Below are 22,111 nucleotides of genomic sequence, written 5' to 3' on the forward strand. Positions count from 1 at the left end.
GGGTGCGCCCGCCGGCAGCGGCCGGCGCCGTCCGGCGTCGCCGTGGACGGACCGCTGCGCCGCCGCGGCGAGTTCCCGCCGGGCGGGGTGGCGGCCGGGCGGGATACGCGGCAGCAGCCGCACCTCGGCCCGTACGCCGCGGGCCCGGGCGATCCGCCACAGCGAGGCGGTCAGCGGGTCGTCGCCGACGAAGGCGGGCGCCCCGGCGAGGTCCCCGTCCGCCAGCCGGTACGCGATCCGCACGGGCTGTACGGGTACCCGCGCGTCCAGCGCCGCCTGGAACGCGGCCCGCCGGAAGGGGCCCTGGGCGCGTCCGCACCAGGTGGAGCCCTCGGGGAAGACGGTGACCCGGTCGCCGGCCAGCAGCGCGCCCGCGAGGGTGTCGACCGTGCGGGGCAGGGCCCGGATCCGGTCGCGTTCGATGAACAGGGTGCCCGCGCGGGCTGCTAGCCGGCCGAGCACGGGCCAGGCCCCGATCTCGCTCTTGGCCAGCATCCGGCTGGGCAGGACGGCGGCGACGAGCGGGACGTCCAGCCAGGAGATGTGGTTGGCGACGATCAGGCGGCCCCCGTCCGCGCCGGGCGCCCCGTGCACGGCGATCCGTATCCCCAGGGACCGTACGAGGGCGGCCGCCCAGGCCCGGACCAGTGCGCGCCGGTGCCGGGCGGGGAGCAGCCGGACGGGCGGGGCGGCCGCCACGGCGAGCAGGACCAGTGCGAGGGCGGCGGCGAGCCGGAGCACCGCGCGGGCGGCGCTCGCGCTCCTCCCGGGGTGGCCGGCGCAGGCCCCGGGGGTGCAGGGCGAGGCCGGCAGCCAGCTGCTCATGCGCCCGGGGCGAGGGAGAGGAAGTGGTTCAGGTAGCGCGGGTTGGTCCGGCGCAGGGAGAGCAGTACGAACAGGTCGGCGCAGCCGAACCCGGCGTCGAGGGCGGGCTCCCCGCAGACCCACGCGCCGAGGCGGAGGTAGCCGCGCAGCAGCGGGGGCGGCTCCATGCGGCCGGGGACGCTGACGCCCTCGGGGCTCCACGGCAGGTGCGGGGTGACGCGGTGTTCCCGCGGGGCGAGATTGCGGGCGAGGACGGTCTCGCGGGTGGCGGCGGCCAGCACCCCGCCGTCGGCGAGCGGGATCGAACAGCAGCCGGCCAGCCAGTTGTGGCCGGTGCGCTCCATGTAGCGGGCCAGGCCGGCCCAGATGAGGGCGATGACGGCGCCGTTGCGGTGGTCGGGATGGACGCAGGAGCGGCCGACCTCGACCAGGTCCGGGCGGATCGGGGCGAGGGCGGAGAGGTCGAACTCGCCCTCGGAGTAGAGGCGTCCGGCGACGGCGGCGCGCTCGGGCGGCAGCAGCCGGTAGGTTCCGACGACCTGCCCGCCCTCCTCGTCGAGGACCAGGAGGTGGTCGCAGTACGCGTCGAAGGCGTCGGCGTCCAGGCCGGGCTCGGGCCCCTCCAGGCGGGCGCCGAGCTCTCCGGCGAAGACCTGGTGGCGCAGTCGCTGGGCGGCTCGGACCTCGTCCTCGTCGCGGGCGAGGCGGACGGTGTAGCGGGGACCGGCGGAGGGGGCGGCGGCCGGGGCGGGGGGTGCGAGGGGGGACGGGGACAGGGGGGCGATGGTCATGGCTGCTCCTGATCCGGGCACGGGGTGCCGGGCCGCAGGTGGCGGGCCCGGCACCTCTACTTGTTCCGTGACCGGCTGGATTCGGCATGACCGCTCGGCGGCCCCCGGATGTGCGGGGGCTGAACTCGGCGGGCGCCACCCGTCCGGGGCGGCTCAGCGGTCGGAGCTGAGGACCTGGCTGACGGTGTCGGAGGCCGCCTTCGCCGCCTGGCGGGGGTCCTGGCCGGTCAGGACGGCCGTCATGTACGGCTTGATCGGGTTCTTGGCCTCCACCTCGGCCCAGCGCGCGGACTTGGGGGTGGCCCGGCCCTGGGCGGCGCCGGGGGCCATGGCGGCGGCTCCGTCGTTGCCCTCGACCACGCGGGCGAAGGTGGTCTTGTTGGGGACGTAGCTCATGGTGCGGGCGAGTTCGGTCTGCCACTTCTCGCTGACCAGGGCGGTGATCACGTCCACGGCGCGGGCCCGGTGGCGGGTCTTGTCCGGGATGATCAGGTCGGAGCCGCCGGTGAAGACGGAGCCGGCCTTCTCGGAGCTCTTGCCGGGGATGGGGAAGAAGCCGAGCTTGCCCTTGAGCGCCGGATTGGCGGCCTCGATCTGGGCGGCCTGGCCGGGCGGCGCGATGATCTGGGCGACGTGGCCGCGGGCGAAGACCTCGTACTGCGGGGGCGTCTCCTCGTCGGCGCCCTTGGGCCCGTCGCCGAGCGCCTGGAGCTGCTTGTAGAAGTCCATCCCGGCGAGGGCCTTGTCGTCGTCGAGGGTGCCGACCCACTGGCCGCTCGTCTCCACGGCGAGTTCGCCGCCCTCGTCCCAGACGAACCCGGCGAGGACGTACCAGTTCTGGCCGGGCAGGTAGATGCCCTGCTGGTCGCCCTTGTCGAGCTTCTGGGTGGCCGAGATCCACTCCTGGCGGTTGCGGGGCGGGGCCTTGATGCCCGCGTTCGCGAACAGGTCCTTGTGGTAGATCACCACCCGGTTGGCGGCGTACCACGGGACGCCGTACTGGGCCCCGTTGACGCTTCCCGGGTCGGAGAGGCCCTTGAGCCAGTCCTTGCTGCCCCATGCGCGCAGGCCCTCGAGGGTGACCTCGGAGACGCCGCCCGTCTCGACGTACTGGGCGACCTGGGTGTTGCCGACCTCGATGACGTCGGCGCCGTGCTCGGCCTTGCCGCCGAGGACGGCGTTGACCTTGTCGCCGATCCCCTTCCACTCCTGGATGTGCACCTCGAGGTCGATGCCGGGGTGCTGCTTCTCGAAGTCGGCGGTGAACCTGGCGATGAAGTCGTCGGACGCGCTGCCCTTCATCAGCCACAGGGTCACCTTCTCGGAGTCTCCCCCGGATCCTGCCGACTGGCCGCAGCCGGTCAGGGCGGTCGCGGCCGCGAGGGCCGTGCACACGGCGAGGAAGCGCATCTTCACGGGGGTCACCTTCTGGGGACGGATCTCAGATGGCTTGAAATTGGCATAGACCAATGGGTGGGTCAACCCCCTTTCACCCGGGATTGTTCACGCAAAGTTCGCGGACGGCGCCGTACTGGGGCACCGTGGAACAAGGCAACAGCGACGACTGGCGGGAGACCCCATGTCCAACCACACCTACCGGGTGACCGAGATCGTCGGCACCTCCCACGAGGGCATCGATCAGGCCATCCGGAACGGGATCACGCGGGCGGGTCAGACCCTGCGCAATCTGGACTGGTTCGAGGTCACACAGGTGCGCGGACACATCGAGAACGGTGAGATCGCGCACTACCAGGTCGGGCTGAAGGTGGGCTTCCGCCTCGACGGCGAGGACTGAGGACGCGGTCGGCGGGCGTCCGGCAGCCGGGCGGGCCGGGCGCCCGCCCGGCGGCACCGCGCGCGCAGGGGGCGCCTCAGGTGCGACCCTCGCCCTCCTGCGCGGCCTTCAGCTCCGGCGCCTCCGCGGCCCAGGTGGCCAGGACCACGCGGAAGCCGGCCGCGCGGGCGGCCTGGCAGACGAGTTCGTCGTCGTCGACGAGCATCCGCACCTCGCGGCCGCGGGCGATGCGCCGGAGCACCTCCAGCTTGGTCACCCTGGCCGGGCGCCGGTCCTGGTCGCCGCGCATCCACACCCGGCCCTCGGGCAGCCCGTGCCGGGTCAGCCAGTCGGCGGTGTCGGCCCGGCAGCGCTCCGGCCGGCCGGTCAGGTACACCACCTCGCAGTCGGCCGCGCTCTCCACCGCCATGGCCACCCCCCGGGCGAGGGGCGGATCGGCCGGGGCCGCACCGAAGAAGCCCGCCCAGTCGCGGGGGCGGCGCTCCAGGAAGTGCTGGCGGTGACCGGTGTCGGCGAGGGTGTTGTCGAGGTCGAACACGGCGAGCGGGCGGCGGGATGCGGTCTCGGTCATGGCCGCAGCCTAGACAGCGCACCGGGCGGGGGAATCACCGCCGCCACAGGGTGTTGAGACCTGTGTGATCCCCAAAGTCTCGGTACTCGACCGTTCCCGCACCCGCCAGGGGCACAGCGCCGCGGAGGCCCTGCGCGACACCGTGGAGCTGGCCCGCGCGGCGGAGGAGCTGGGCTACCACCGTTTCTGGGTGTCCGAGCACCACGGCGTGCCCGGGATCGCGGGCTCCGCGCCCACCGTCCTGGCCGCCGCCGTCGCCGCCGCCACCCGGCGGATCCGGGTCGGCACCGGCGGGGTGATGCTGCCCAACCACCAGCCGCTCGTGGTCGCCGAGCAGTTCGGGGTGCTGGAGTCCCTGTTCCCCGGCCGGATCGACATGGGGCTCGGCCGCTCGGTCGGCTTCACCGGCGGCATCCGCCGGGCCCTGGGCCGGGACACCGCCGACGCCGACCGCTTCGAGGAGCAGCTGGCCGAGCTGCTGGGCTGGTTCGACGGAAACCGGCGCGCCCACCCCGAGGTGCACGCCCGGCCGGCCGAGGGGCTGCGGGTCCCGCCCTTCGTGCTCGCCACCGGCGAGGGCGCGGGGATCGCCGCCCGGGCCGGGCTGCCGGTGGTGGTCGGCGACCTGCGGGGCCGCGCCAAGGCAGCGGAGGCGGTCCGCCGGTACCGCGAGGAGTTCCGGCCCTCGCCGTGGAGTGCGCGGCCCTACGTGGTGGTCTCGGGGACGGTCGCGGTCGCCGCCACGCACGAGGCGGCCCGGCGGATCCTGCTGCCGGAGGCCTGGGCCCTCGCACACTCCCGGATCCGGGGCAGTTTCCCGCCCCTGCGCCCGGCCGAGGAGGTCGAGGCGCTGGAGATGACGCCGAAGGAGCGGGAGCTGTACGAGGGCGGCCTCGACGGGCACATCGCCGGCACCGAGGAGCAGGTCGCAGCCGCCCTGGCCGAGGTCGCGCGGTCCACGGGGGCGGACGAGCTGCTGGTCACCACCTCCACGTACGACCGGGCGGCCCTGCTGGACTCCCTCGCCCGGCTGGCCCGGATCGCCGGACGGGGGTAGCCCTCTAAACTGGGGCGAATGCACCACTCCCCCGCCACCCGCGCCGACGAGCCGGACGCCCCCGATCCCTGCGTACGGGTCCGCGGTGCCCGTGAGCACAACCTGCGCGGGGTCGATGTGGACATCCCCCGCGACACGCTGACCGTCTTCACCGGCGTCTCCGGCTCCGGCAAGAGCTCCCTGGCCTTCGGCACCCTCTACGCGGAGGCCCAGCGGCGGTACTTCGAGTCCGTCGCCCCCTACGCCCGGCGGCTGATCCACCAGATCGGCGCCCCGAAGGTGGACTCGGTGACCGGGCTGCCGCCCGCCGTCTCCCTGGAGCAGCGCCGCTCCGCCCCGGGCTCGCGCTCCTCGGTGGGCACGGTGACCCTGCTCTCCAACTCCCTGCGGATGCTGTACTCGCGGGCCGGTACCTATCCGCCGGGTGCCGAGCGGCTCGACTCGGACGCCTTCTCCCCCAACACGGCCGCCGGCGCCTGCCCCTCCTGCCAGGGGCTGGGCCGGATCCACCACACCAGCGAGGACCTGCTGGTCCCCGACCCGGAGCTGTCGATCCGTCAGGGGGCCATCGCGGCCTGGCCGGGGGCGTGGCAGGGCAAGAACCTGCGGGACGTCCTGGAGGCGCTCGGCCACGACGTGGACCGGCCCTGGCGGGAGCTGCCGGCGCGGGACCGGGAGTGGATCCTGTTCACCGAGGAGCAGCCGGTGGTCACCGTGCACCCGGTGCGGGACGCCGACCGGATCCAACGCCCCTACCAGGGCACGTACATGAGTGCGCACCGCTATGTGATGCGGACCTTCTCGGACACCAAGAGCGCCACGCTGCGGGCGCGCGCCGAGAAGTTCCTCACCGACGCCCCGTGCCCGGTGTGCGAGGGGCGCCGGCTGCGCCCCGAGGCGCTCGCGGTGACGTTCGCGGGCCGGACGATCGCGGAGCTGGCGGCGCTGGCGCTGGGCGACCTGGACGGCGTACTGGCGACCGCCGCCCTGGACGGGGAGGCGGCGCGGGTGCTGGCCGCGGACCTGCGGGCGCGGATCGCACCCGTGGCGGAGCTCGGGCTGGGCTACCTGAGCCTGGACCGGACCGCGCCGAGCCTGTCGGCGGGCGAGCTCCAGCGGCTGCGGCTGGCGACGCAGCTGCGGTCGGGGCTGTTCGGGGTGGTGTACGTCCTGGACGAGCCGTCGGCGGGGCTGCACCCGGCGGACACCGAGGCGCTGCTCGGCGTGCTGGAGCGGCTCAAGCGGGCGGGGAACACGGTCTTCGTCGTCGAGCACCAGCTGGACGTGGTGCGCCGCGCGGACTGGGTGGTGGACGTGGGGCCGCTGGCGGGGGAGCACGGCGGACGGGTGCTGTACAGCGGGCCGCCGGCGGGGCTGGCCGCCGTCGCGGAGTCGGCGACGGCGCGGCACCTGTTCGCGCCGGCCGCCTCCGGCCGGGAGCGGCGGCCCGTGCGCGAGGCCACCGGCGGCATCCGGCTCACGGGCGTCGACCGGCACAACCTGCGGGGCGTGGACGTGGAGTTCCCGCTCGGGGTGTTCACGGCGGTGACGGGGGTGTCGGGGTCGGGGAAGTCGACGCTGGTGGGGCAGGTGCTGGCGGGTGTGGTCGCCGGGCGGCTGACGGAGCCGGACTTCCCGGTGCGGCGGCTCGTGGAGGTGGACCAGAAGCCGATCGGGCGGACGCCGCGCTCCAACCTGGCCACGTACACGGGGCTGTTCGACGTCGTGCGGAGGCTCTTCACGGCGGCCCCCGAGGCGCGGGCGCGCGGCTGGAAGGCGGGCCGGTTCTCCTTCAACGTGCCGGGCGGGCGCTGCGAGACCTGCCAGGGCGAGGGCTTCGTCTCGGTGGAGCTGCTCTTCCTGCCCAGTACGTACGCCCCGTGCCCGAGTTGTGCGGGCGCCCGGTACAACCCCGAGACGCTGGAGGTCCGTTACGCCGGGCTGAACGTCGCGGAGGTGCTCGGGCTGACGGTGGAGGCGGCGGCCGGTTTCTTCTCGCAGGTGCCGGCCGCGGCGCGCAGCCTGCGGGCCCTGGAGGACATCGGCCTGGGCTACCTGCGGCTGGGGCAGCCGGCGACCGAGCTGTCGGGGGGTGAGGCCCAGCGCATCAAGCTGGCGACGGAGCTCCAGCGGCTGCGCCGGGACCACACCCTGTACCTGCTGGACGAGCCGACGACGGGGCTGCACCCGGCCGATGTGCGGGTGCTGCTGCGGCAGTTGCACGGGCTGGTGGACGCGGGGCACTCGGTGGTGGTCGTGGAGCACGACATGGAGGTGGTGGCGGGCGCCGACTGGGTGATCGACCTGGGTCCGGGCGGCGGCACGGAGGGCGGCCGTGTCACGGCCTCCGGTCCGCCGCAGGTGGTGGCCGCCTCGCCGGACGCCCGCACGGCCCCGTATCTGGCGCGGGCGCTGGGCCCTTAGGTCCTCCCCTGCCGGGCCCGTCTGGTCCGGCGCGCACGGCCCGGAGCCGTCAGGCGTCGCCGGGCAGGAGGTCCTGCGCGAGTTCGCGGAAGGCCCACTCGCCGCGCGTGCGGGTGAGGGTCCAGACGAGGTCGTAGCGGTCGGGCCAGGCGGCGGGGACGCCGAGGACCCGGTGGGCGCCGAGGGCGTGGACCAGGCGGGGGATGCCGGCGGGCTCCCAGCACACGAGGACGGGCGACCGGGCCTGCAACACCGCCCGCGCCAGGGCCGTTTCGGCCCCGGTCGCGAACTGCGTGCGTACGGGGACCCGCAGGGCGGCGGCCAGGGGCGCCAGGGTCTGCCGGCACCGGGCGGGGGCGGCCCGCGGTCCGCCGGTCGCGAACAGCGCGGCGGGCCGGGGCAGGCGGGCACTGTGGGCCGGGCCGAAGAGCCGCGGCAGCTCGTCCGCGCGGCGGCGGCCCCGGCCCGCGAGGAAGCCGGGGTCCTCGTTGCCCTCGTCGTCCTCGCCGGTGGCTCCGGCGTAGGGCTTCTCCGCGTGCCGGATCACCATGACGAGGGCGTCCTTGGCGGCGGGCTGCCCGCCGTGGGCGGGGCTGCGGGGCCCTTTGCGGGTCGCGGTGTCGTGCGCCGTGCAGCCGGCCGGCGCCAGGCAGGCGAGGGCGGCGGCCAGCGCGGTGCGGCGGCGCGGTCCGGACCCGGCGGGGGCGTGGGGCATGGGGTCCACTGAACCCCACGCGCGGGGCCGGTCCGGGGCACGGCACGGCGTACGGCCCGTACGAGCGCCCGGTCGGCGGATCGGGTCAGCCGATCGGCCCAGAAGGCGGGGGCGGGGGGCGCTCGTACGGGGGTCGGAGCCGGGGCGGGGCGGGCGCGGCGCGCCGGTCAGCTTCTGCGCAGCGCCCGGAGCCACTCCTTGTTCATGGCGGCGATCGACGGCAGCGGAATGCCCTTGGGGCAGGCCGTGGCGCATTCGCCCGTCAGGGTGCAGCCGCCGAAGCCCTCGTCGTCCATCCGGGCCACCATGTCCAGTACCCGCGTCTCCCGTTCGGGCGAGCCCTGCGGGAGCACGTTCAGGTGGTTGATCTTGGCGGAGGTGAACAGCATCGCGGAGCCGTTGGGGCAGGCCGCCACACAGGCGCCGCAGCCGATGCACTCGGCGTGCTCGAAGGCGTGGTCGGCGGCCGGCTTGGGCACGGCCGTGGCGTGCGCCTCGGGGGCGGATCCGGTCGGCGCGGTGATGTAGCCGCCGGCCTGGATGATGCGGTCGAAGGCGCTGCGGTCCACCACGAGGTCCTTGACCACGGGGAAGGCCGCGGCGCGCCACGGTTCGACGTCGATGGTGTCGCCGTCGGCGAAGGACCGCATGTGGAGCTGGCAGGTGGTGGTCCGCTCGGGCCCGTGGGCGTCGCCGTTGATGACGAGGCTGCACGCGCCGCAGATGCCCTCGCGGCAGTCGTGGTCGAAGGCGACCGGGTCCTCGCCGCGCAGGATGAGGTCCTCGTTGAGGGTGTCGAGCATCTCCAGGAAGGACATGTCCTTCGATATGCCGTCGACCTCGTAGGAGGCCATGGCGCCGGGGGCGTCGGCGTTCTGCTGGCGCCAGACGCGCAGGGTGAGGTTCATGCGTAGCTCCGCTGGGTGGGGTGGACGTACTCGAAGACGAGGTCTTCCTTGTGCAGGACGGGTGCGGCGCCGGTGCCGGTGTACTCCCAGGCGGCGGCGTAGCCGAATTCCTCGTCGCGGCGGGCTGCTTCGCCGTCGGGGGTCTGGGATTCCTCGCGGAAGTGGCCGCCGCAGGACTCGGCGCGGTGGAGGGCGTCGAGGCACATCAGCTCGGCGAGTTCGAGGTAGTCGACGATGCGGTTGGCCTTCTCCAGCGACTGGTTGAACTCCTCGCCGCTGCCGGGGACCTTGATGCGGCGCCAGAACTCCTCGCGGATCTCGGGGAGTCGGGCGAGGGCCTTGCGCAGTCCCTCCTCCGTGCGGGCCATCCCGCAGTACTCCCACATGAGTTCGCCGATCTCGCGGTGGAAGGAGTCGGGGGTGCGGTCGCCGTCCACGGCCAGCAGCCGCTCCAGCCGTTCGCGGGTCTCGCGCACGGCTTCCCGCGCCTCGGGGTGGGTGTCGTCGACCGCGTCCCGGTGCGGGTGGCGGGCGAGGTAGTCGTTGATGGTGGAGGGGAGGACGAAGTAGCCGTCGCCGAGGCCCTGCATGAGGGCGGAGGCGCCGAGGCGGTTGGCCCCGTGGTCGGAGAAGTTGGCCTCGCCGATCGCGAACAGGCCGGGGACGGTGGTCTGGAGGTCGTAGTCGACCCACAGCCCGCCCATCGTGTAGTGGACGGCCGGGTAGATCCGCATGGGGACCTCGTACGGGTCCTCCGCCGTGATCCGCTCGTACATCTCGAAGAGGTTGCCGTACTTCTCGGCGACCTTGTCCCGGCCCATGCGCCGGATGGCGTCGGCGAAGTCGAGGTACACGCCCTGGCCGCCGGGGCCGACGCCGCGCCCCTCGTCGCACACGTTCTTGGCGGCGCGGGAGGCGATGTCGCGCGGGACGAGGTTGCCGAAGGAGGGGTAGATCCGCTCCAGGTAGTAGTCGCGCTCGTCTTCGGGGATGTCGGCGGCGGGGCGGGTGTCGCCCTTGGCCTTGGGGACCCAGATGCGGCCGTCGTTGCGCAACGACTCGCTCATGAGGGTGAGCTTGGACTGGTGGTCGCCGGTGCGCGGGATGCAGGTGGGGTGGATCTGGGTGAAGCAGGGGTTGGCGAAGTAGGCGCCGCGCCGGTGCGCCCGCCAGACGGCGGTCGCATTGGAGTTCATGGCGTTGGTGGAGAGGTAGAAGACGTTGCCGTAGCCGCCGCTCGCCAGGACGACCGCGTCGGCGTAGTGGGTGTCGATCCTGCCGGTGACCAGGTCACGGGCGACGATGCCGCGCGCCACCCCGTCGACCGTGATCAGGTCGAGCATCTCGGTGCGGGCGTGCAGCTCCACATTGCCGGCGGCGATCTGCCGGGACAGCGCCTGGTAGGCGCCGAGCAGCAGCTGCTGGCCGGTCTGGCCGCGGGCGTAGAAGGTGCGGGAGACCTGGACGCCGCCGAAGGAGCGGGTGTCGAGGAGGCCGCCGTACTCGCGGGCGAAGGGGACGCCCTGGGCGACGCACTGGTCGATGATCTCGACGGAGATCTGGGCGAGGCGGTGGACGTTGGACTCGCGGGCGCGGAAGTCGCCGCCCTTGACGGTGTCGTAGAAGAGGCGGTGTACGGAGTCCCCGTCGTTGCGGTAGTTCTTGGCGGCGTTGATGCCGCCCTGTGCGGCGATGGAGTGGGCGCGGCGCGGGGAGTCGCTGAAGCAGAACTGGACGACGTGGTAGCCCTGCTCGGCGAGGGTCGCGCCGGCGGCACCGCCCGCCAGGCCGGTGCCGACGACGATTACGGTGTGCTTGCGGCGGTTGGCCGGGTTGACCAGCTTGGCCTCGAAGCGGCGGCGGTCCCAGCGCTCGGCGATCGGGCCTTCGGGGGCCTTGGTGTCGCGGAGGGGCTCGCCGGTGGTGTAGGCGGCGTATTCGGTGCTCATGGTCAGCTCACCACTCCGGTCATGACGGCGACGGGCACGGACACGAAGCCCGCGAAGAGGACGAGGGCCAGGGCGTTGGCCAGGAACTTCAGCGTCCGGTCGCGCCGGGCGCTGCCCGCGCCGAGGGTCTGGGCGGCGCTCCAGAAGCCGTGGCGCACGTGCAGGCCGAGTGCGGCCATCGCCACGATGTAGACGGTGTTGCCGTACCAGGTGGAGAAGGTCGAGAGGACGTTCTCGTACGGGTGGCCGGCCCAGGCACGCTCGTTGACGGTGAGCGTGGTCAGGTCGAGGAGGTGCCAGACGATGAAGAGCCCGAGGATGACGCCGCCCCAGCGCATGGTGCGGGTGGCGTAGCTCGCGCGGCGGCGCTTGCGGGCGTACTTCACCGGGCGCGCCTTGATGTCGCGCCGGCTGAGCTGGTACGCGCAGACCGCGTGGGCGGCGACGGCGGCGAGCAGCACCACGCGCACGATCCACAGGGCCCACTCGTGGTGCAGGAAGGGCGAGCCGAGGGTGCGCAGCCAGTGGGCGTAGCCGTTGAACTCGTCGGACCCGAAGAAGATCTTGAGGTTGCCGAGCATGTGCACGACGAGGTAGCCGAGCATGACCAGGCCGGACGCGGCCATCACGGACTTCTTGCCGACGGTGGAGTCCCAGAGCGTGCGCGTGGTGGACGGCCGTCGATCCGTCCGCGTTGCCAGAGCCATGCGATGACGGTAAGGACCGAGGTCCCAAGAGGTCCAAGACATGGTGGAGCTGATCGCGATAGCCGGGGCCTATGGAGGGGCGTAGCCTGAGGGGATGCAGTTCCAGCAGCTCGTCTATTTCGTCGCCGTCGCCGAGACCCGGCACTTCACGCGCGCCGCCGAGCGGGAGCACGTGGCCCAGCCCTCGCTGTCGCAGCAGATCAAGGCGCTCGAACGGGAGCTGGGCGCTGAACTGTTCAGCCGGGCGCGGGGGAACATCGCGCTCACCGACGCGGGCGAGGCGCTGCTGCCGCTGGCGCGGCGGATCCTGGCGGACGCGGACACGGCGCGGCTGGAGGTGCAGGAGCTGGCGCAGCTGCGGCGCGGGCGGGTCCGGCTGGGGGCCACCCCGAGCGTGTGCACGGGCCTGCTGCCGGCCGTACTGCGCGCCTTCCACGCGGCGCACCCGGGCATCGAGCTGCTGATCGAGGAGAGCGGTTCGCTGGACCTGGTGCGCGAACTCGCGCGGGGGGTGCTGGACCTGGCCCTCATCGCGCTGCCGCTGCCGCCGTCGGCGCCCGCCCTGACGACGGTGGAGCTGCTCACGGAGGACCTGGTGGTCGTCTCGTCCGCCGGGCTGCCGCCGCCGGCGGGCGGCGGGGAGCTGGCCATCGCCGACCTGCGCGACGAGCCGATGGTGATGTTCCGGCACGGCTACGACCTGCGGGACCTGACGGTGGGGGCCTGCCGGGCGGCGGGCTTCGAGCCGGTGTTCACGGTGGAGGGCGGGGAGATGGACGCGGTCCTGGGCTTCGTACGGGCCGGGCTCGGCATCGCGGTGGTCCCGGCCATGGTCGTCGACCACGCCGGCCCGGGCCTGCGGGCCACGCCCCTCGCGGGCTCCCCGCTGCGGCGCACCATCGCCCTGGCCCACCGCACGGACGTGGCACCCCCGCGGGCGGCCCGCGAACTGAAACGCATGCTGGTCGGCTGAGCCCCCCAGAACCGGCACCCCGACGCCCCGGGGTCCCCCACGCCGCAGGCCGCGCCGCCCCAGGCGCCCGGGTCCCGGCGCGCCGCAGGCCGCTGGCACGGACGACGCCCGGGCCCGGCGGGCCGCAGGCCGCGCCGCCCCAGGCGCCCGGGCCCCGGACGCCGGGCATGCCGGGCCCCGGGCCTGCTGCTACCGGCCCTCCGGGTGTCGGGCTTATCGGCGCCGGGCCTATTGCTCCCGGCCCACCGGGCCCTGGGCCTGGCCGGGCCCCGGGCCTGCCGGGCGGGCATGCCAGGCTGCGGGCCTACTGGGCAGACGCTTGCGCAGCGATCCGACGCAAGCGTCTCTTGTCGGGTTTGCCGCGGGCGGTCAGCGGGATCTCCCGTTCCCAGAACACCGCCGTCGGCCGGTGCGCCGGGGCCAGCTCCCGTTCCACGAGGGCGCAGGCTTCGGCAGCCACCGTGCCGCTCGGTGCGCAGCCGCGCGCCGGCACCAGGAACGCGCAGACCTCCTCCCCGGTGACCATGCTGGTGCGTCCGACCACCACGGCCTGCGCCACCGCCGGGTGCCGGGCGAGCAGCGCCTCGACCGGCAGGCAGTAGATGTTGTCGCCGTTGACCATCACCACGTCCTTGACCCGGTCGTCGAGGTAGAGGTAGCCGCCGTCGCCGACGTGCCCGAGGTCCCCGGTACGCAGCCACCCCTCCCGCAGCACCTCGGCCGTCAGCCCGGGCTGGTTCCAGTACCCGGCCATCACCGTCTTGGAGCGGACCCACACCTCGCCCGTGCGCCCGGCGGGCAATAGCGTCCCCCGCGCGTCCCGTACCTGGACCTCCACGCCCGGGACGGGGCGCCCCACGGATGCCAGCAGCTCCGGCCGGCCGGCGACCCCCGCGTCGTGGTCGGCGGGGGTGAGCCGGCTGATGACCGCCGACTCGTTCGTCCCGTAGCCCTGGCGCCACCGCACCCCCCAGCGGGCCACCGCCTCGCCCAGGCGCTCCGGAATCACGGGCGCGTCGCCGTACGAGACCCCCTCCAGCCCCGGGATCCCGGCCGCCGTCGCCGGGTCGTCCAGGAGCCGGTAGACCATCGAAGCCGTCAGGTAGGTGGACACCCGCCCCAGTCGCCGGCAGGCGGCCGCGAACTCCCGCGGCTCGAAGGGGTCGAGGATCTCCACCCTCCCTCCGGCCAGCAGTTGCTCCAGGCTCCGCCCGCCCGATCGCTGGGCGAGGGTGGTGACCGAGAGGTACGCCGCGCCCGTCCAGCCGGTCCCCCGGCCGCTGTCACGCGCGGCCATCGCGCGGAACGTCGAGGCCACGCCCTTGGGCCGCCCCGTGGTCCCGCCGGTGTACGTGACGCGGGCGATGTCGTCCTCCCGGGCCCGCACCGGCATCGGGGCACCGTCCCGGTCGGCCGCGGCTGCGAGCAGCTCGTCCAGGCCGAGCCGCGGGGCACGGGCCGGCGGCACCGGGACGTCGTGCACCACCAGGTCCGGCCGGCAGTCCCGCAGGATGAAGTCGAGGCCGTGGACGGCCGGACCGGTCACCACCTGGGTCAGCCGCGCACCCAGCACGTGCGCGGCAAGCCGCACCAGCAGCACCTCCGGCCGGTTGCGGCCCGTCACACAGGCCAGGCCGCTGCCCCGGCCGACTCCCGCGTCGTCCAGCGCTCCGGCCAGCCGGTAGACGGCGTCCAGTACCTCGGAGAACCTCAGGACATCGGCCCCGGCGCCGATCGCCGGCCGCTCCGCGTACCGCTCCAACGCCTCGATCAGCCCGGTGACATACCTCGCACCCATCCGCACTCCCGCCTCGGTGATCCCTTTCCAGCGCTCCTGTCCCCGATGTCAGGAGGGTATGAGCGGGCCGAGGGACTGGTCGATTCCGTCGGCGAGCATGGCGAAGGCGTGGTCGGCTTCGGCGACGGCGGCCGGATAGGCCTCGTCGGCGCTCTGGCCGGCCGAGAGCCGGCGCCAGTTCTCCCGGCCCAGCTCCTGGCGGACCGTCACCAGGTGCAGCGCCGCCAGGCGGGCGGTGAACGCGGGGACCGTCTCCGCTTCCAGCACCGCCGCTAGCAGTTCCACCTCGCGCGCCGTGTAGTGGGCGAGCCGGGTCTCCAGGCTGGCGGTGGAGTACAGCAGCCCCTGGAAGGCGAGGACGTTCGGGTGGTCGCAGAGCCCGGTGATCGGGTCCCGCTCGGCGAGGGCCGCCAGGAAGTGCTCGTGCACGGCCCGTACCGGGGAGCGGCCGGCCGGGCGGTCGCGCACGATGCGCGCCGCCTCGTCCTGGTGGTCGGCGAACCGGTCGAGCACCAGGTCCTCCTTGCTCGGGAAGTACCGGAACAGGGTGGGTTTGGAGACCTCGGCCGCGGCGGCGACGTCGGCCACCGACACGGCGTCGAAGCCCCGTTCCAGGAAGAGTTCCAGCGCCGTGGCCGCCAGCTGGCGGCGCGTGCGCAGTTTCTTGCTCTCGCGCAGACCCGTCGTGTTGTCCATGCGTCCACCGTAACACCAAAACACAACCAAGTAAATTTCGTTACCGGGTTGCCTTTTCCTCGCCGGGACGCTTTCCTTGAGCTACCGACGACGAGAGGACATCCGATGAACGACGTACTGATCGCGGGCTCCGGCCCCACCGGACTGACCCTGGCCTGCGAGCTCGCACTGCGCGGCGTCTCCGTCCGCGTCCTCGACCAGCGGCCGGGCCCGCACCGCGAATCCCGCGGCAAGTTACTCGCACCGACCAGCCTGGAGGTCTTCGCCCGGCTGGGCATCGCCGAGCGGATCTCCGCCATCGGCACGCACGGCGTCGTCCTGCGCAAGTACTTCGACGGCGCCCACATCACCGACACCCCGACCGACGCCGGCGTCCTCATCGCCCAGTGGCAGATCGAGCAGGTCCTGCGGGAGCGGCTCGCCGGACTCGGAGTGGAGGTCGAGCACGACGCGCAGGTGGTCGGCATCGACCAGGACGCCGGCGGGGTCACCGTGCGGCTGGCCGGCGGCCACAGCGCCCGTGCGGGCTACCTCGCGGGGTGCGACGGCGGCCGCAGCACGACCCGGCGCCTGCTGGGAATCCCCTTCGAGGGGCACACCGAGGAAGCGCCGACCATGGTGATCGGGGACGTCCGGGCGCCGGGCCTGAGCCGCGCGTTCTGGCACCAGTGGTTCACCTCGGAGGGCGGCGCCATGATGCTCTGCCCGATGCCGCAGACGGACGTCTTCCAGCTCCAGGCCTCGCCCGAGCTCGATGAGGCCGGCCGGGCGCAGGCACCCACTCTGGAGGGGTTCCAGCGGCTCTTCGACCGGCACGCCCGGGTGCAGGGCATACGGCTGGCGGATCCCACCTGGATGTCGACATGGCGGGTCAACGTGCGCATGGCCGCCCGGATGCGCGAGGGCCGGGTGTTCCTCGCCGGGGACGCCGCCCATGTCCACCCGATAGCCGGCGGGCTGGGCATGAACACCGGAATCCTGGACGCGGCGGCGCTCGGCCGGGCCCTGGCCGGGGCCCTGGCCGGACAGGGCGGGGCGGAGACCCTCGACGCCCTCGACGCCTACGAGGCCGAGCGGCTACCGGCGGCCGCGGCGCTCCTGGCCGACAGCACCGAACGCCACCACCGGGTCCTGGCGGCGGTGCGCGAGCCCGGCCGGGGAACGGAGGCCGGCCTGGGCTGACACACACGCCCTCAGGGGGTGGGCACGGCGTCCGAGAGGGTGAGGGCGTGGATCCGGTCCGGGGCGCCCGGGCGGGCGTAGTACCAGCCCTGGGCGGTGTCGCAGCCGAGGGCGCGGAGCTGGGCCGCCTGGGCGCCGGTCTCCACTCCCTCGACCGTCACGGCGAGTTCGAGGCTGTGGGCCAGGGCGACGATCCCCTCCACGATCTTGACGTCGACGGGGTTGGCCGGCTGCTGCTGCATCCCCTGGGTGAAGCTGCGGTCCAGCTTCAGGACGCTGACCGGCAGGCGGCGCAGGTTGGCCAGGTTCGAGTAGCCGGTGCCGAAGTCGTCGAGGGCGATGTCCACGCCGAGGGCGGCGAGCCGGCGCAGCGGTTCGAGGAGTTCGTCATCGGCACCGATCAGCGCCGATTCGGTGACCTCCAGGCACAGGGCGCCCGGGGCCAGCCCGGAGCTCTCCAGCACGCGCACGGTGTCGGCGACCAGGCCGGGGTGGTGGAGCTGGGTGGGCGAGAGGTTTACGTTGACGCGCAGGGCGGCTCCGCCGTGCTGGCGCTGCCAGTTGCGGGCCTGGCGGACGGACTCCTCCAGGACCCAGCGGCCGAGCGGCACGATCAGCCCGGTCCGCTCGGCGAGCGGGATGAAGCGGTCCGGGCCGAGCACGCCGTACTGCGGGTGCGACCACCGCACCAGCGCCTCCGCGCCGTGCACGCTGCCGTCGTGCATGTGCACCAGGGGCTGGTACTCGATGAAGAACTCGCCGCGCTCCAGCGCCGCCGGCAGGGCGTTGGTCAGGCCGTGGCGGGTGATGGCGCGGGCGTCCGCCTCGGCGTCGGCGAACTCGAAGCGGTTGCCGCCGGCCGCCTTGGCCCGGTACATGGTGATGTCGGCGCTGCGCAGCACCTCCGCCGGGGTGCGCTCGCCCGCGCGGCCCTCGACGATGCCGATGCTGCCGCGCACGGTGAGTTCCCGGCCCTCGATCCGGATGGGGGTGGAGAGCGCCGACAGGATGCGCACGGCGAGGTCGGTGACCTTCTCCCCGGGCTCCTCGTCGCTGCCGGCGGCGGGCCCGGTGGTCAGGGCGACGAACTCGTCGCCGCCCAGGCGGGCGACGACCTCGCCCGGTCCGGTGGCGCAGCTCTGCAGCCGGTCGGCGACCTCCACCAGGAGCCGGTCCCCCGCGGAGTGGCCGAGGCTGTCGTTGACCGCCTTGAACCCGTCGAGGTCGAGGTAGCACAGGCCGAAGCGGCTGCCGGGGGCCCCGCCCAGGGCCTTCTCCAGCCGCTCGAAGAACAGCGTCCGGTTGGGCAGCCCGGTCAGCGCGTCGTGGGTGGCCTCGTAGCGCAGACGGAGGTTGAGCAGCCGGCGTTCGGTGGTGTCCTCCATCAGGGCCAGCTGGTACTGGGGCTGCCCGTCGGCGTCGCGCAGCAGGGACACCGTCAGATTGGTCCACAGCACGGTGCCGTCGTGCCGGTAGTAGGGCTTCTCGACCCGGTAGTGCTCGCGTTCCCCGCGCACGAGTTCCCCGTACATCCGCCAGACGTGCGGGGTGTCGTCGGGGTGGCCCCATTCGCTGACGTTGCGGCTGCGGACGTGGCCCTCCAGGCCGCCGAACATCTTGAGGAGGGCGTCGTTGACCTCGAGGACGTTGCCCTCCAGGTCGGCGATGCCGATCCCGACGGCCGCTCCCTCGAAGACGGCCCGGAAGCGCTCCTCGCTGGCGTGCAAGGCCTGCTGGGCGTCGCTGCGGGCGGTGAGTGCCGAGCGCGCGATGGCCTCCTGCTCCCGCAGGGTGCGTTCGCGCAGCGCCCGGGCGAAGCCGGCGGCGATGCCGTGCTGGAGCCGGGCGCAGCGCGAGCGGTACTCCTCGGTGCTCTCGGTCCCGGCGCCGTCGGGCCCGCAGTAGAGCACCAGGTACGACTCGACCACGCCGAGGGTGCCGGCGAGCGCCTCGGGGTCGGTGCAGTGCACCGCGACGAGCTCGGCGCCCACGCGCTGGGCGACGCCCGCGTCGAAGGGGCGGGCGTGCAGGGCCTCGGTCAGGGTCCGGGCGAGCGGAAGGAGGTGCTGCTCGAACTCGGGGCGGGTCAGGGAGGTCGCCGTGACGGGGAAGATGGCGCGCCCCCAGATGGTGGCGAAGCGCGCGATGCGGTCGTCGAGCCCGCTGCGCAGCTCGCGCACCGGAGCCCGGCCCTGGTGCGGGCCGGGCGGCTGGGCCGGGTGCGGCAGGACCAGCGGGGGCGCCGTCTCCCCGGCGGCCGCCGGCTCTGCCGGGCGGGGGCCGGCGGGCGGGGGCGTCGGAGCGGGGAGTCTCACGCCTTGCGTCCCACGCCGCCGTAGCCCGAGAAGGCGTACGGATCCTCGGGCTCCTCGCCCTCCGCGAGGGGCCCGGTGCCCTCCGGGTGCCAGTCGGGCATGAACACCAGGCCCGGCTCCACCAGCTCGAACCCCTCGAAGAAGCCGGAGATCTGCTCGCGGGTGCGCATGACGAGGGGGTTGCGGATGTCCCGGTAGACGCCGACGGCGCCGCCGGCGACCTCCTCGGTGAGCGGGATGCCCTCGTAGGAGGCGTGGGTGAGGATCAGCAGGCTGCCCGGGGCCAGCGCGTCGCGCAGCTCGGCGACGGCGGCGTACGGCTCGTCGCTGTCCTCCAGGAAGTGCAGGACGGCGACGAGCAGCAGGGCGACCGGCCGGTCCAGGTCCAGCAGCCGGTCGGCTTCCGGCGAGTCCAGGATGTCCCTGGGCTTGCGCAGGTCGGCGGAGACGACGGCGCTGAGGTCGTCCCCGGCCAGGACGGCGCGGCTGTGGGCGACGGCCACCGGGTCGTGGTCGACGTAGACGACGCGGGCTTCGGGGCTGGCGGCGCGGGCGATCTCGTGGACGTTGCCGAAGGTCGGGATGCCGGAGCCGATGTCGAGGAACTGGGTGACTCCCTCGGCCACGGCGTGGCGCACGGCGCGGCGCATGAACGCCCGGTTGGCCTGCATGATCTTGGGCAGGCCCGGCATGAACTCCATGGCGCGGCGGGCGGCCTGGCGGTCGACCTCGAAATTGTGGGAGCCGCCCAGGTAGTAATCGTAGATGCGGGACACACTGGGCACCGATATGTCGATGCCCGGCGGGGCCCAGGCGGGGCGTTCCATCGGGGTCTCCAAGCCTCTCGTGCCGTGGTCGGGCGGTCGTGTCCGGGGGTGGGACGGGGGTGGTACGGGGGTCGGACTGCTGTCCGAGCCGAATGTACTGATCATTTCCCAACAGGGCGAGCAAAAGCGGAAATTGGCGGTCCGTTCTTGGTCACACACCAAAGGCACGTGCGACCCCCGGCATCACCGGCGAAAAAACCGACACATACCTTTTGAGATTTCGACTACGAACGATCAGAAGCGGTCCAAAGCTGGCTCAAACCTCTACGCTCACCACTCCATCCGTTCAGGCGAACCGCTGCCCCGGCCCGCCCGCGCGGGCGGGCGCGGGCCCATGCTCCCCGGGTGAACAGAGCCTGTGCCAGGCGCCTGCTGACGGTTCCGGTCCTGCTGTGGGCGGCGCTCTCCGCCACGCCGGCCGTGGCCGATAGCTGCGCCTACGCGACGATCGGCTCCGCCGACGGCGGAGCCCCCATCGAGCTGTACGCGTTCGCCGGCAGCGGTGGCAGCGGGGCCGGCCGGGGTGGCGGACATCACGGCGGCCACGGCCACGGGCACGCCTGCGGCCACCGCGGCGAAGGGCACGAGGGCGCGCACCACTGCCCGCCGCCACCCCCGCCGTGCCCGCCCAAGCCGACGCCCAAGCCCCCGCCGCCGTCGCCGTCGCCGTCGCCGAAGCCACCACCGCCGTCGCCGAAGCCGCCACCGCCGAAGCCCACCCCGCCACCGCCGCCGAAGCCGGTCCCCGTGCCGCCCGCTCCGGCTCCCGCACCGCCCCCACCGCCCAAGCCCGCACCCAAGCCGCCACCGCCGCCCCGGGTCCCCGCCCCCGCACCGCCGGAGCCCGCGCCCGAGCCGCCGCCCCCGCCGGCGACGACCGCGCCGCCCAAACCCGTCGCCCGTCCCGCCTACCGCACCGCCTCCCGCAAACCGGTGGAGCACCACATCTCGCCGGTCACCTTCACCCTCATGACCGCCGCCCCGGCCGTGCTCGCGATCGTCGCGCTGCGCCCGAGGTAGGCCGCCCACCGCTCACCGATTGGGAGTCGCCGTGTCGGAATGGCTCGTCCTGTCCCTCGCGATGGCCGCGGCCTGCGCCGTGGTCCTGTCCATCGCCTTCTTCAACCACCGCCGGATCGGCGAGGACGACGATCCGAACGAGACCCCGGACGTCATCGAGTACATGACGATGATGATCGGGGTGATCTACGCGATCGTCCTGGGCCTGGCGATCGCCGGCGTCTGGGAAGGCCGCGGAGCCGCCCAGGAATACGTACGCCAGGAGGCCCAGGCCCTGCACGAGGTCAGCGTCCGCTCCGAGGTCTACCCCGCCGAGGTGCGCAAGAGGATCCGCTCCGACGTCGACGCGTACGTGACGTACGTGGTCGACACGGAGTGGCAGAAGATGGCCGCGGGCGGCGGCATCACCGAACGCGGCGGGGAGCTGCTGGAGAAGATCCGCCGCGACGTCACCGACTACGAGCCGCAGACCGACCACGAGGGGCAGGCCTACCAGCCGCTGGTCGACCAGATCGCCCTCGCGGACGACGCCCGCACCTCACGCGGCCTGAGCGCCGGGGCCACCATGCCCGGCGTGGTGTGGTTCGGACTGATCACCGGGGCCCTGGTGACGGTGGGGCTGATCTTCACCCTGCAGATCCGCCGCTCCTTCCGCGAAATGCTGCTGGCCGGGCTCTTCAGCGCGCTGATCGCCTTCCTGCTCTTCCTCATCTGGGACTTCGACTCGCCCTTCGGGCGGGGCATCGCCGCCACCGCCGAGCCCTTCCTCGCCCAGTTCCCGCACCTGGGGCTGGAGAACTGAACGCGTGTCCGCTCCCGGGAAACCGGGAGCGGGTCCCCGGTCGCCGGTTCGGCCTACGGCCGTGCCCCATTCGCCCGTTCCTGATCGCGGGTGACCGCAGCGGCACCTAGCGTGGCGGACATCGAGGTGCACGACCCCCACCACGTGCGCAGACCCTGCGCGACTGCTCCTCGGGGATCCGGAGGACCGACCATGGGTGCGATACGCAGCTCCGCCACCGCCCTGCTCAGCACCGGCGCCTTCCTCACGCTCGGCGCTTTCGGCGCGCCCGCCGCCGCGGCCGAGGCGGCGCCCGTCACCTCCTTCGGCTTCTCCCTCGCCCCTTCCGTCGTCGCCCCCGGGGGCCAGGTGGTGCTGTCCGTCACCGGCTGCGGCGCCGCCTACGCCACGGCCTCCTCCGGGGTCTTCGACACCGTGAACATCGCGCGCGGGCAGACCGCCCGGGTCACCGTGGACCGCGACGCCCGGCGCGGAGCCCTGTACTCGGTCACCTTCACCTGCAACGGGGAGAACGGCTCGGCCGACCTCACCATCGCCGGCGGTACGTCCAGGCCCACCACCAGTTCCACCACCGGCGTCCGGCCCACCCCCTCGACGGGCACCACGACCGGCGTACGGCCGCGCGTCCCCACCCCGGCGCGCACCACCCCCGGCGCAGCACGCACCACTCCCGCCGGCGTGCGCACCGCTCCCGCCGCCCGGATCACGCCCACCGCCCGCGGCTCCGCCGCCGCCGGCCGCAGCGCCGCCCCCGCC

At 73.9% G+C, this 22,111-nt stretch carries 20 protein-coding genes; 8 read left to right on the plus strand and 12 right to left on the minus strand.

Features of this window, described 5'->3' with window-relative positions:
- The 3 genes from AB0D45_RS31360 to AB0D45_RS31370 all read right to left on the minus strand — a co-directional run.
- Positions 1-825, minus strand: an 825-nt coding sequence (locus AB0D45_RS31360) for a lysophospholipid acyltransferase family protein (protein ID WP_362465358.1), incomplete at its 3' end; no start/stop codon positions are given.
- The gene (locus tag AB0D45_RS31365; RefSeq protein ID WP_361605460.1) at positions 822-1,616 is read right to left on the minus strand and encodes a GNAT family N-acyltransferase; all 795 of its coding nucleotides are present in this window, start codon (positions 1,614-1,616) and stop codon (positions 822-824) included. The genes AB0D45_RS31360 and AB0D45_RS31365, both read right to left, overlap by 4 nt.
- 153 nt (positions 1,617-1,769) lie before the next feature.
- Positions 1,770-3,026: an extracellular solute-binding protein gene (locus AB0D45_RS31370; RefSeq protein WP_362465399.1), complete on the minus strand. Its 1,257-nt coding sequence runs from the start codon at positions 3,024-3,026 to the stop codon at positions 1,770-1,772.
- 169 nt (positions 3,027-3,195) lie between these two features.
- On the opposite strand from AB0D45_RS31370, the gene AB0D45_RS31375 reads away from it, so the two are divergent.
- A complete protein-coding gene (locus tag AB0D45_RS31375) occupies positions 3,196-3,411 on the plus strand; it encodes a dodecin (RefSeq protein WP_361605463.1) in 216 nt (71 codons plus the stop codon).
- Positions 3,412-3,487: 76 nt separating this feature from the next.
- Here the strand turns inward: AB0D45_RS31375 and AB0D45_RS31380 are convergent, their stop codons facing one another.
- Positions 3,488-3,982 (minus strand): hypothetical protein, encoded by a 495-nt coding sequence (locus AB0D45_RS31380; RefSeq protein ID WP_361605466.1) that lies wholly within the window; start codon positions 3,980-3,982, stop codon positions 3,488-3,490.
- Between the two features lie 64 nt (positions 3,983-4,046).
- Here AB0D45_RS31380 and AB0D45_RS31385 point away from each other — a divergent pair, with 64 nt between their 5' ends.
- Both AB0D45_RS31385 and AB0D45_RS31390 read left to right on the plus strand, forming a co-directional pair.
- Positions 4,047-5,039, plus strand: coding sequence for an LLM class flavin-dependent oxidoreductase (locus tag AB0D45_RS31385; RefSeq protein ID WP_362465362.1), 993 nt, complete (start codon positions 4,047-4,049; stop codon positions 5,037-5,039).
- Positions 5,040-5,057: 18 nt separating this feature from the next.
- Entirely contained in the window at positions 5,058-7,463 is a 2,406-nt protein-coding gene (locus AB0D45_RS31390; protein ID WP_362465365.1) for an excinuclease ABC subunit UvrA, read from the plus strand.
- A gap of 49 nt (positions 7,464-7,512) precedes the next feature.
- On the opposite strand, the gene AB0D45_RS31395 is transcribed toward AB0D45_RS31390, so the two are convergent.
- The 4 genes from AB0D45_RS31395 to AB0D45_RS31410 form a co-directional block, all read right to left on the minus strand.
- Entirely contained in the window at positions 7,513-8,178 is a 666-nt protein-coding gene (locus AB0D45_RS31395; protein WP_362465368.1) for a hypothetical protein, read from the minus strand.
- A gap of 167 nt (positions 8,179-8,345) precedes the next feature.
- Entirely contained in the window at positions 8,346-9,086 is a 741-nt protein-coding gene (locus tag AB0D45_RS31400; protein WP_362465371.1) for a succinate dehydrogenase/fumarate reductase iron-sulfur subunit, read from the minus strand.
- Positions 9,083-11,035, minus strand: coding sequence for a fumarate reductase/succinate dehydrogenase flavoprotein subunit (locus AB0D45_RS31405; protein ID WP_361605481.1), 1,953 nt, complete (start codon positions 11,033-11,035; stop codon positions 9,083-9,085). Before AB0D45_RS31405 ends, AB0D45_RS31400 begins: the two co-directional genes overlap by 4 nt.
- Before the next feature lie 2 nt (positions 11,036-11,037).
- Positions 11,038-11,742, minus strand: coding sequence for a succinate dehydrogenase (locus AB0D45_RS31410; RefSeq protein WP_362465374.1), 705 nt, complete (start codon positions 11,740-11,742; stop codon positions 11,038-11,040).
- 94 nt (positions 11,743-11,836) lie between these two features.
- On the opposite strand from AB0D45_RS31410, the gene AB0D45_RS31415 reads away from it, so the two are divergent.
- Positions 11,837-12,715: a LysR substrate-binding domain-containing protein gene (locus tag AB0D45_RS31415; protein WP_362465377.1), complete on the plus strand. Its 879-nt coding sequence runs from the start codon at positions 11,837-11,839 to the stop codon at positions 12,713-12,715.
- A 304-nt stretch (positions 12,716-13,019) separates the two neighbouring features.
- Here AB0D45_RS31415 and AB0D45_RS31420 read toward each other — a convergent pair whose 3' ends face one another.
- Positions 13,020-14,513, minus strand: coding sequence for an AMP-binding protein (locus AB0D45_RS31420; RefSeq protein WP_362465380.1), 1,494 nt, complete (start codon positions 14,511-14,513; stop codon positions 13,020-13,022).
- 48 nt (positions 14,514-14,561) lie between these two features.
- Complete coding sequence (locus AB0D45_RS31425) at positions 14,562-15,209, minus strand: TetR family transcriptional regulator (protein ID WP_362465383.1); 648 nt, start codon at positions 15,207-15,209, stop codon at positions 14,562-14,564.
- A gap of 105 nt (positions 15,210-15,314) precedes the next feature.
- Here AB0D45_RS31425 and AB0D45_RS31430 point away from each other — a divergent pair, with 105 nt between their 5' ends.
- Positions 15,315-16,391 (plus strand): FAD-dependent monooxygenase, encoded by a 1,077-nt coding sequence (locus tag AB0D45_RS31430; protein WP_362465386.1) that lies wholly within the window; start codon positions 15,315-15,317, stop codon positions 16,389-16,391.
- Between the two features lie 11 nt (positions 16,392-16,402).
- Here the strand turns inward: AB0D45_RS31430 and AB0D45_RS31435 are convergent, their stop codons facing one another.
- Both AB0D45_RS31435 and AB0D45_RS31440 read right to left on the minus strand, forming a co-directional pair.
- Complete coding sequence (locus AB0D45_RS31435; protein WP_362465402.1) at positions 16,403-18,571, minus strand: EAL domain-containing protein; 2,169 nt, start codon at positions 18,569-18,571, stop codon at positions 16,403-16,405.
- Positions 18,572-18,702: 131 nt separating this feature from the next.
- The gene (locus AB0D45_RS31440) at positions 18,703-19,533 is read right to left on the minus strand and encodes an SAM-dependent methyltransferase (RefSeq protein WP_362465389.1); all 831 of its coding nucleotides are present in this window, start codon (positions 19,531-19,533) and stop codon (positions 18,703-18,705) included.
- 345 nt (positions 19,534-19,878) lie between these two features.
- On the opposite strand from AB0D45_RS31440, the gene AB0D45_RS31445 reads away from it, so the two are divergent.
- From AB0D45_RS31445 to AB0D45_RS31455, 3 genes are all read left to right on the plus strand, one after another.
- Positions 19,879-20,553: a hypothetical protein gene (locus AB0D45_RS31445; RefSeq protein WP_362465392.1), complete on the plus strand. Its 675-nt coding sequence runs from the start codon at positions 19,879-19,881 to the stop codon at positions 20,551-20,553.
- Positions 20,554-20,584: 31 nt separating this feature from the next.
- A complete protein-coding gene (locus AB0D45_RS31450) occupies positions 20,585-21,355 on the plus strand; it encodes a hypothetical protein (RefSeq protein WP_361611688.1) in 771 nt (256 codons plus the stop codon).
- A 192-nt stretch (positions 21,356-21,547) separates the two neighbouring features.
- On the plus strand, positions 21,548-22,111 hold a 564-nt coding region (locus tag AB0D45_RS31455; RefSeq protein WP_362465396.1), incomplete at its 3' end, for a hypothetical protein.

This window comes from Streptomyces sp. NPDC048352, from assembly GCF_040651895.1.
Lineage (GTDB): Bacteria > Actinomycetota > Actinomycetes > Streptomycetales > Streptomycetaceae > Streptomyces.

Coding starts and splice junctions, on each gene's coding strand:
- AB0D45_RS31365 (WP_361605460.1), bottom strand. CDS start 1,616: ATGACCATCGCCCCCCTGTCCCCGTCCCCCCTCGCACCCCCCGCCCCG.
- AB0D45_RS31370 (WP_362465399.1), bottom strand. CDS start 3,026: ATGCGCTTCCTCGCCGTGTGCACGGCCCTCGCGGCCGCGACCGCCCTG.
- AB0D45_RS31375 (WP_361605463.1), top strand. CDS start 3,196: ATGTCCAACCACACCTACCGGGTGACCGAGATCGTCGGCACCTCCCAC.
- AB0D45_RS31380 (WP_361605466.1), bottom strand. CDS start 3,982: ATGACCGAGACCGCATCCCGCCGCCCGCTCGCCGTGTTCGACCTCGAC.
- AB0D45_RS31390 (WP_362465365.1), top strand. CDS start 5,058: ATGCACCACTCCCCCGCCACCCGCGCCGACGAGCCGGACGCCCCCGAT.
- AB0D45_RS31395 (WP_362465368.1), bottom strand. CDS start 8,178: ATGCCCCACGCCCCCGCCGGGTCCGGACCGCGCCGCCGCACCGCGCTG.
- AB0D45_RS31400 (WP_362465371.1), bottom strand. CDS start 9,086: ATGAACCTCACCCTGCGCGTCTGGCGCCAGCAGAACGCCGACGCCCCC.
- AB0D45_RS31405 (WP_361605481.1), bottom strand. CDS start 11,035: ATGAGCACCGAATACGCCGCCTACACCACCGGCGAGCCCCTCCGCGAC.
- AB0D45_RS31410 (WP_362465374.1), bottom strand. CDS start 11,742: ATGGCTCTGGCAACGCGGACGGATCGACGGCCGTCCACCACGCGCACG.
- AB0D45_RS31415 (WP_362465377.1), top strand. CDS start 11,837: ATGCAGTTCCAGCAGCTCGTCTATTTCGTCGCCGTCGCCGAGACCCGG.
- AB0D45_RS31420 (WP_362465380.1), bottom strand. CDS start 14,513: ATGGGTGCGAGGTATGTCACCGGGCTGATCGAGGCGTTGGAGCGGTAC.
- AB0D45_RS31425 (WP_362465383.1), bottom strand. CDS start 15,209: ATGGACAACACGACGGGTCTGCGCGAGAGCAAGAAACTGCGCACGCGC.
- AB0D45_RS31430 (WP_362465386.1), top strand. CDS start 15,315: ATGAACGACGTACTGATCGCGGGCTCCGGCCCCACCGGACTGACCCTG.
- AB0D45_RS31440 (WP_362465389.1), bottom strand. CDS start 19,533: ATGGAACGCCCCGCCTGGGCCCCGCCGGGCATCGACATATCGGTGCCC.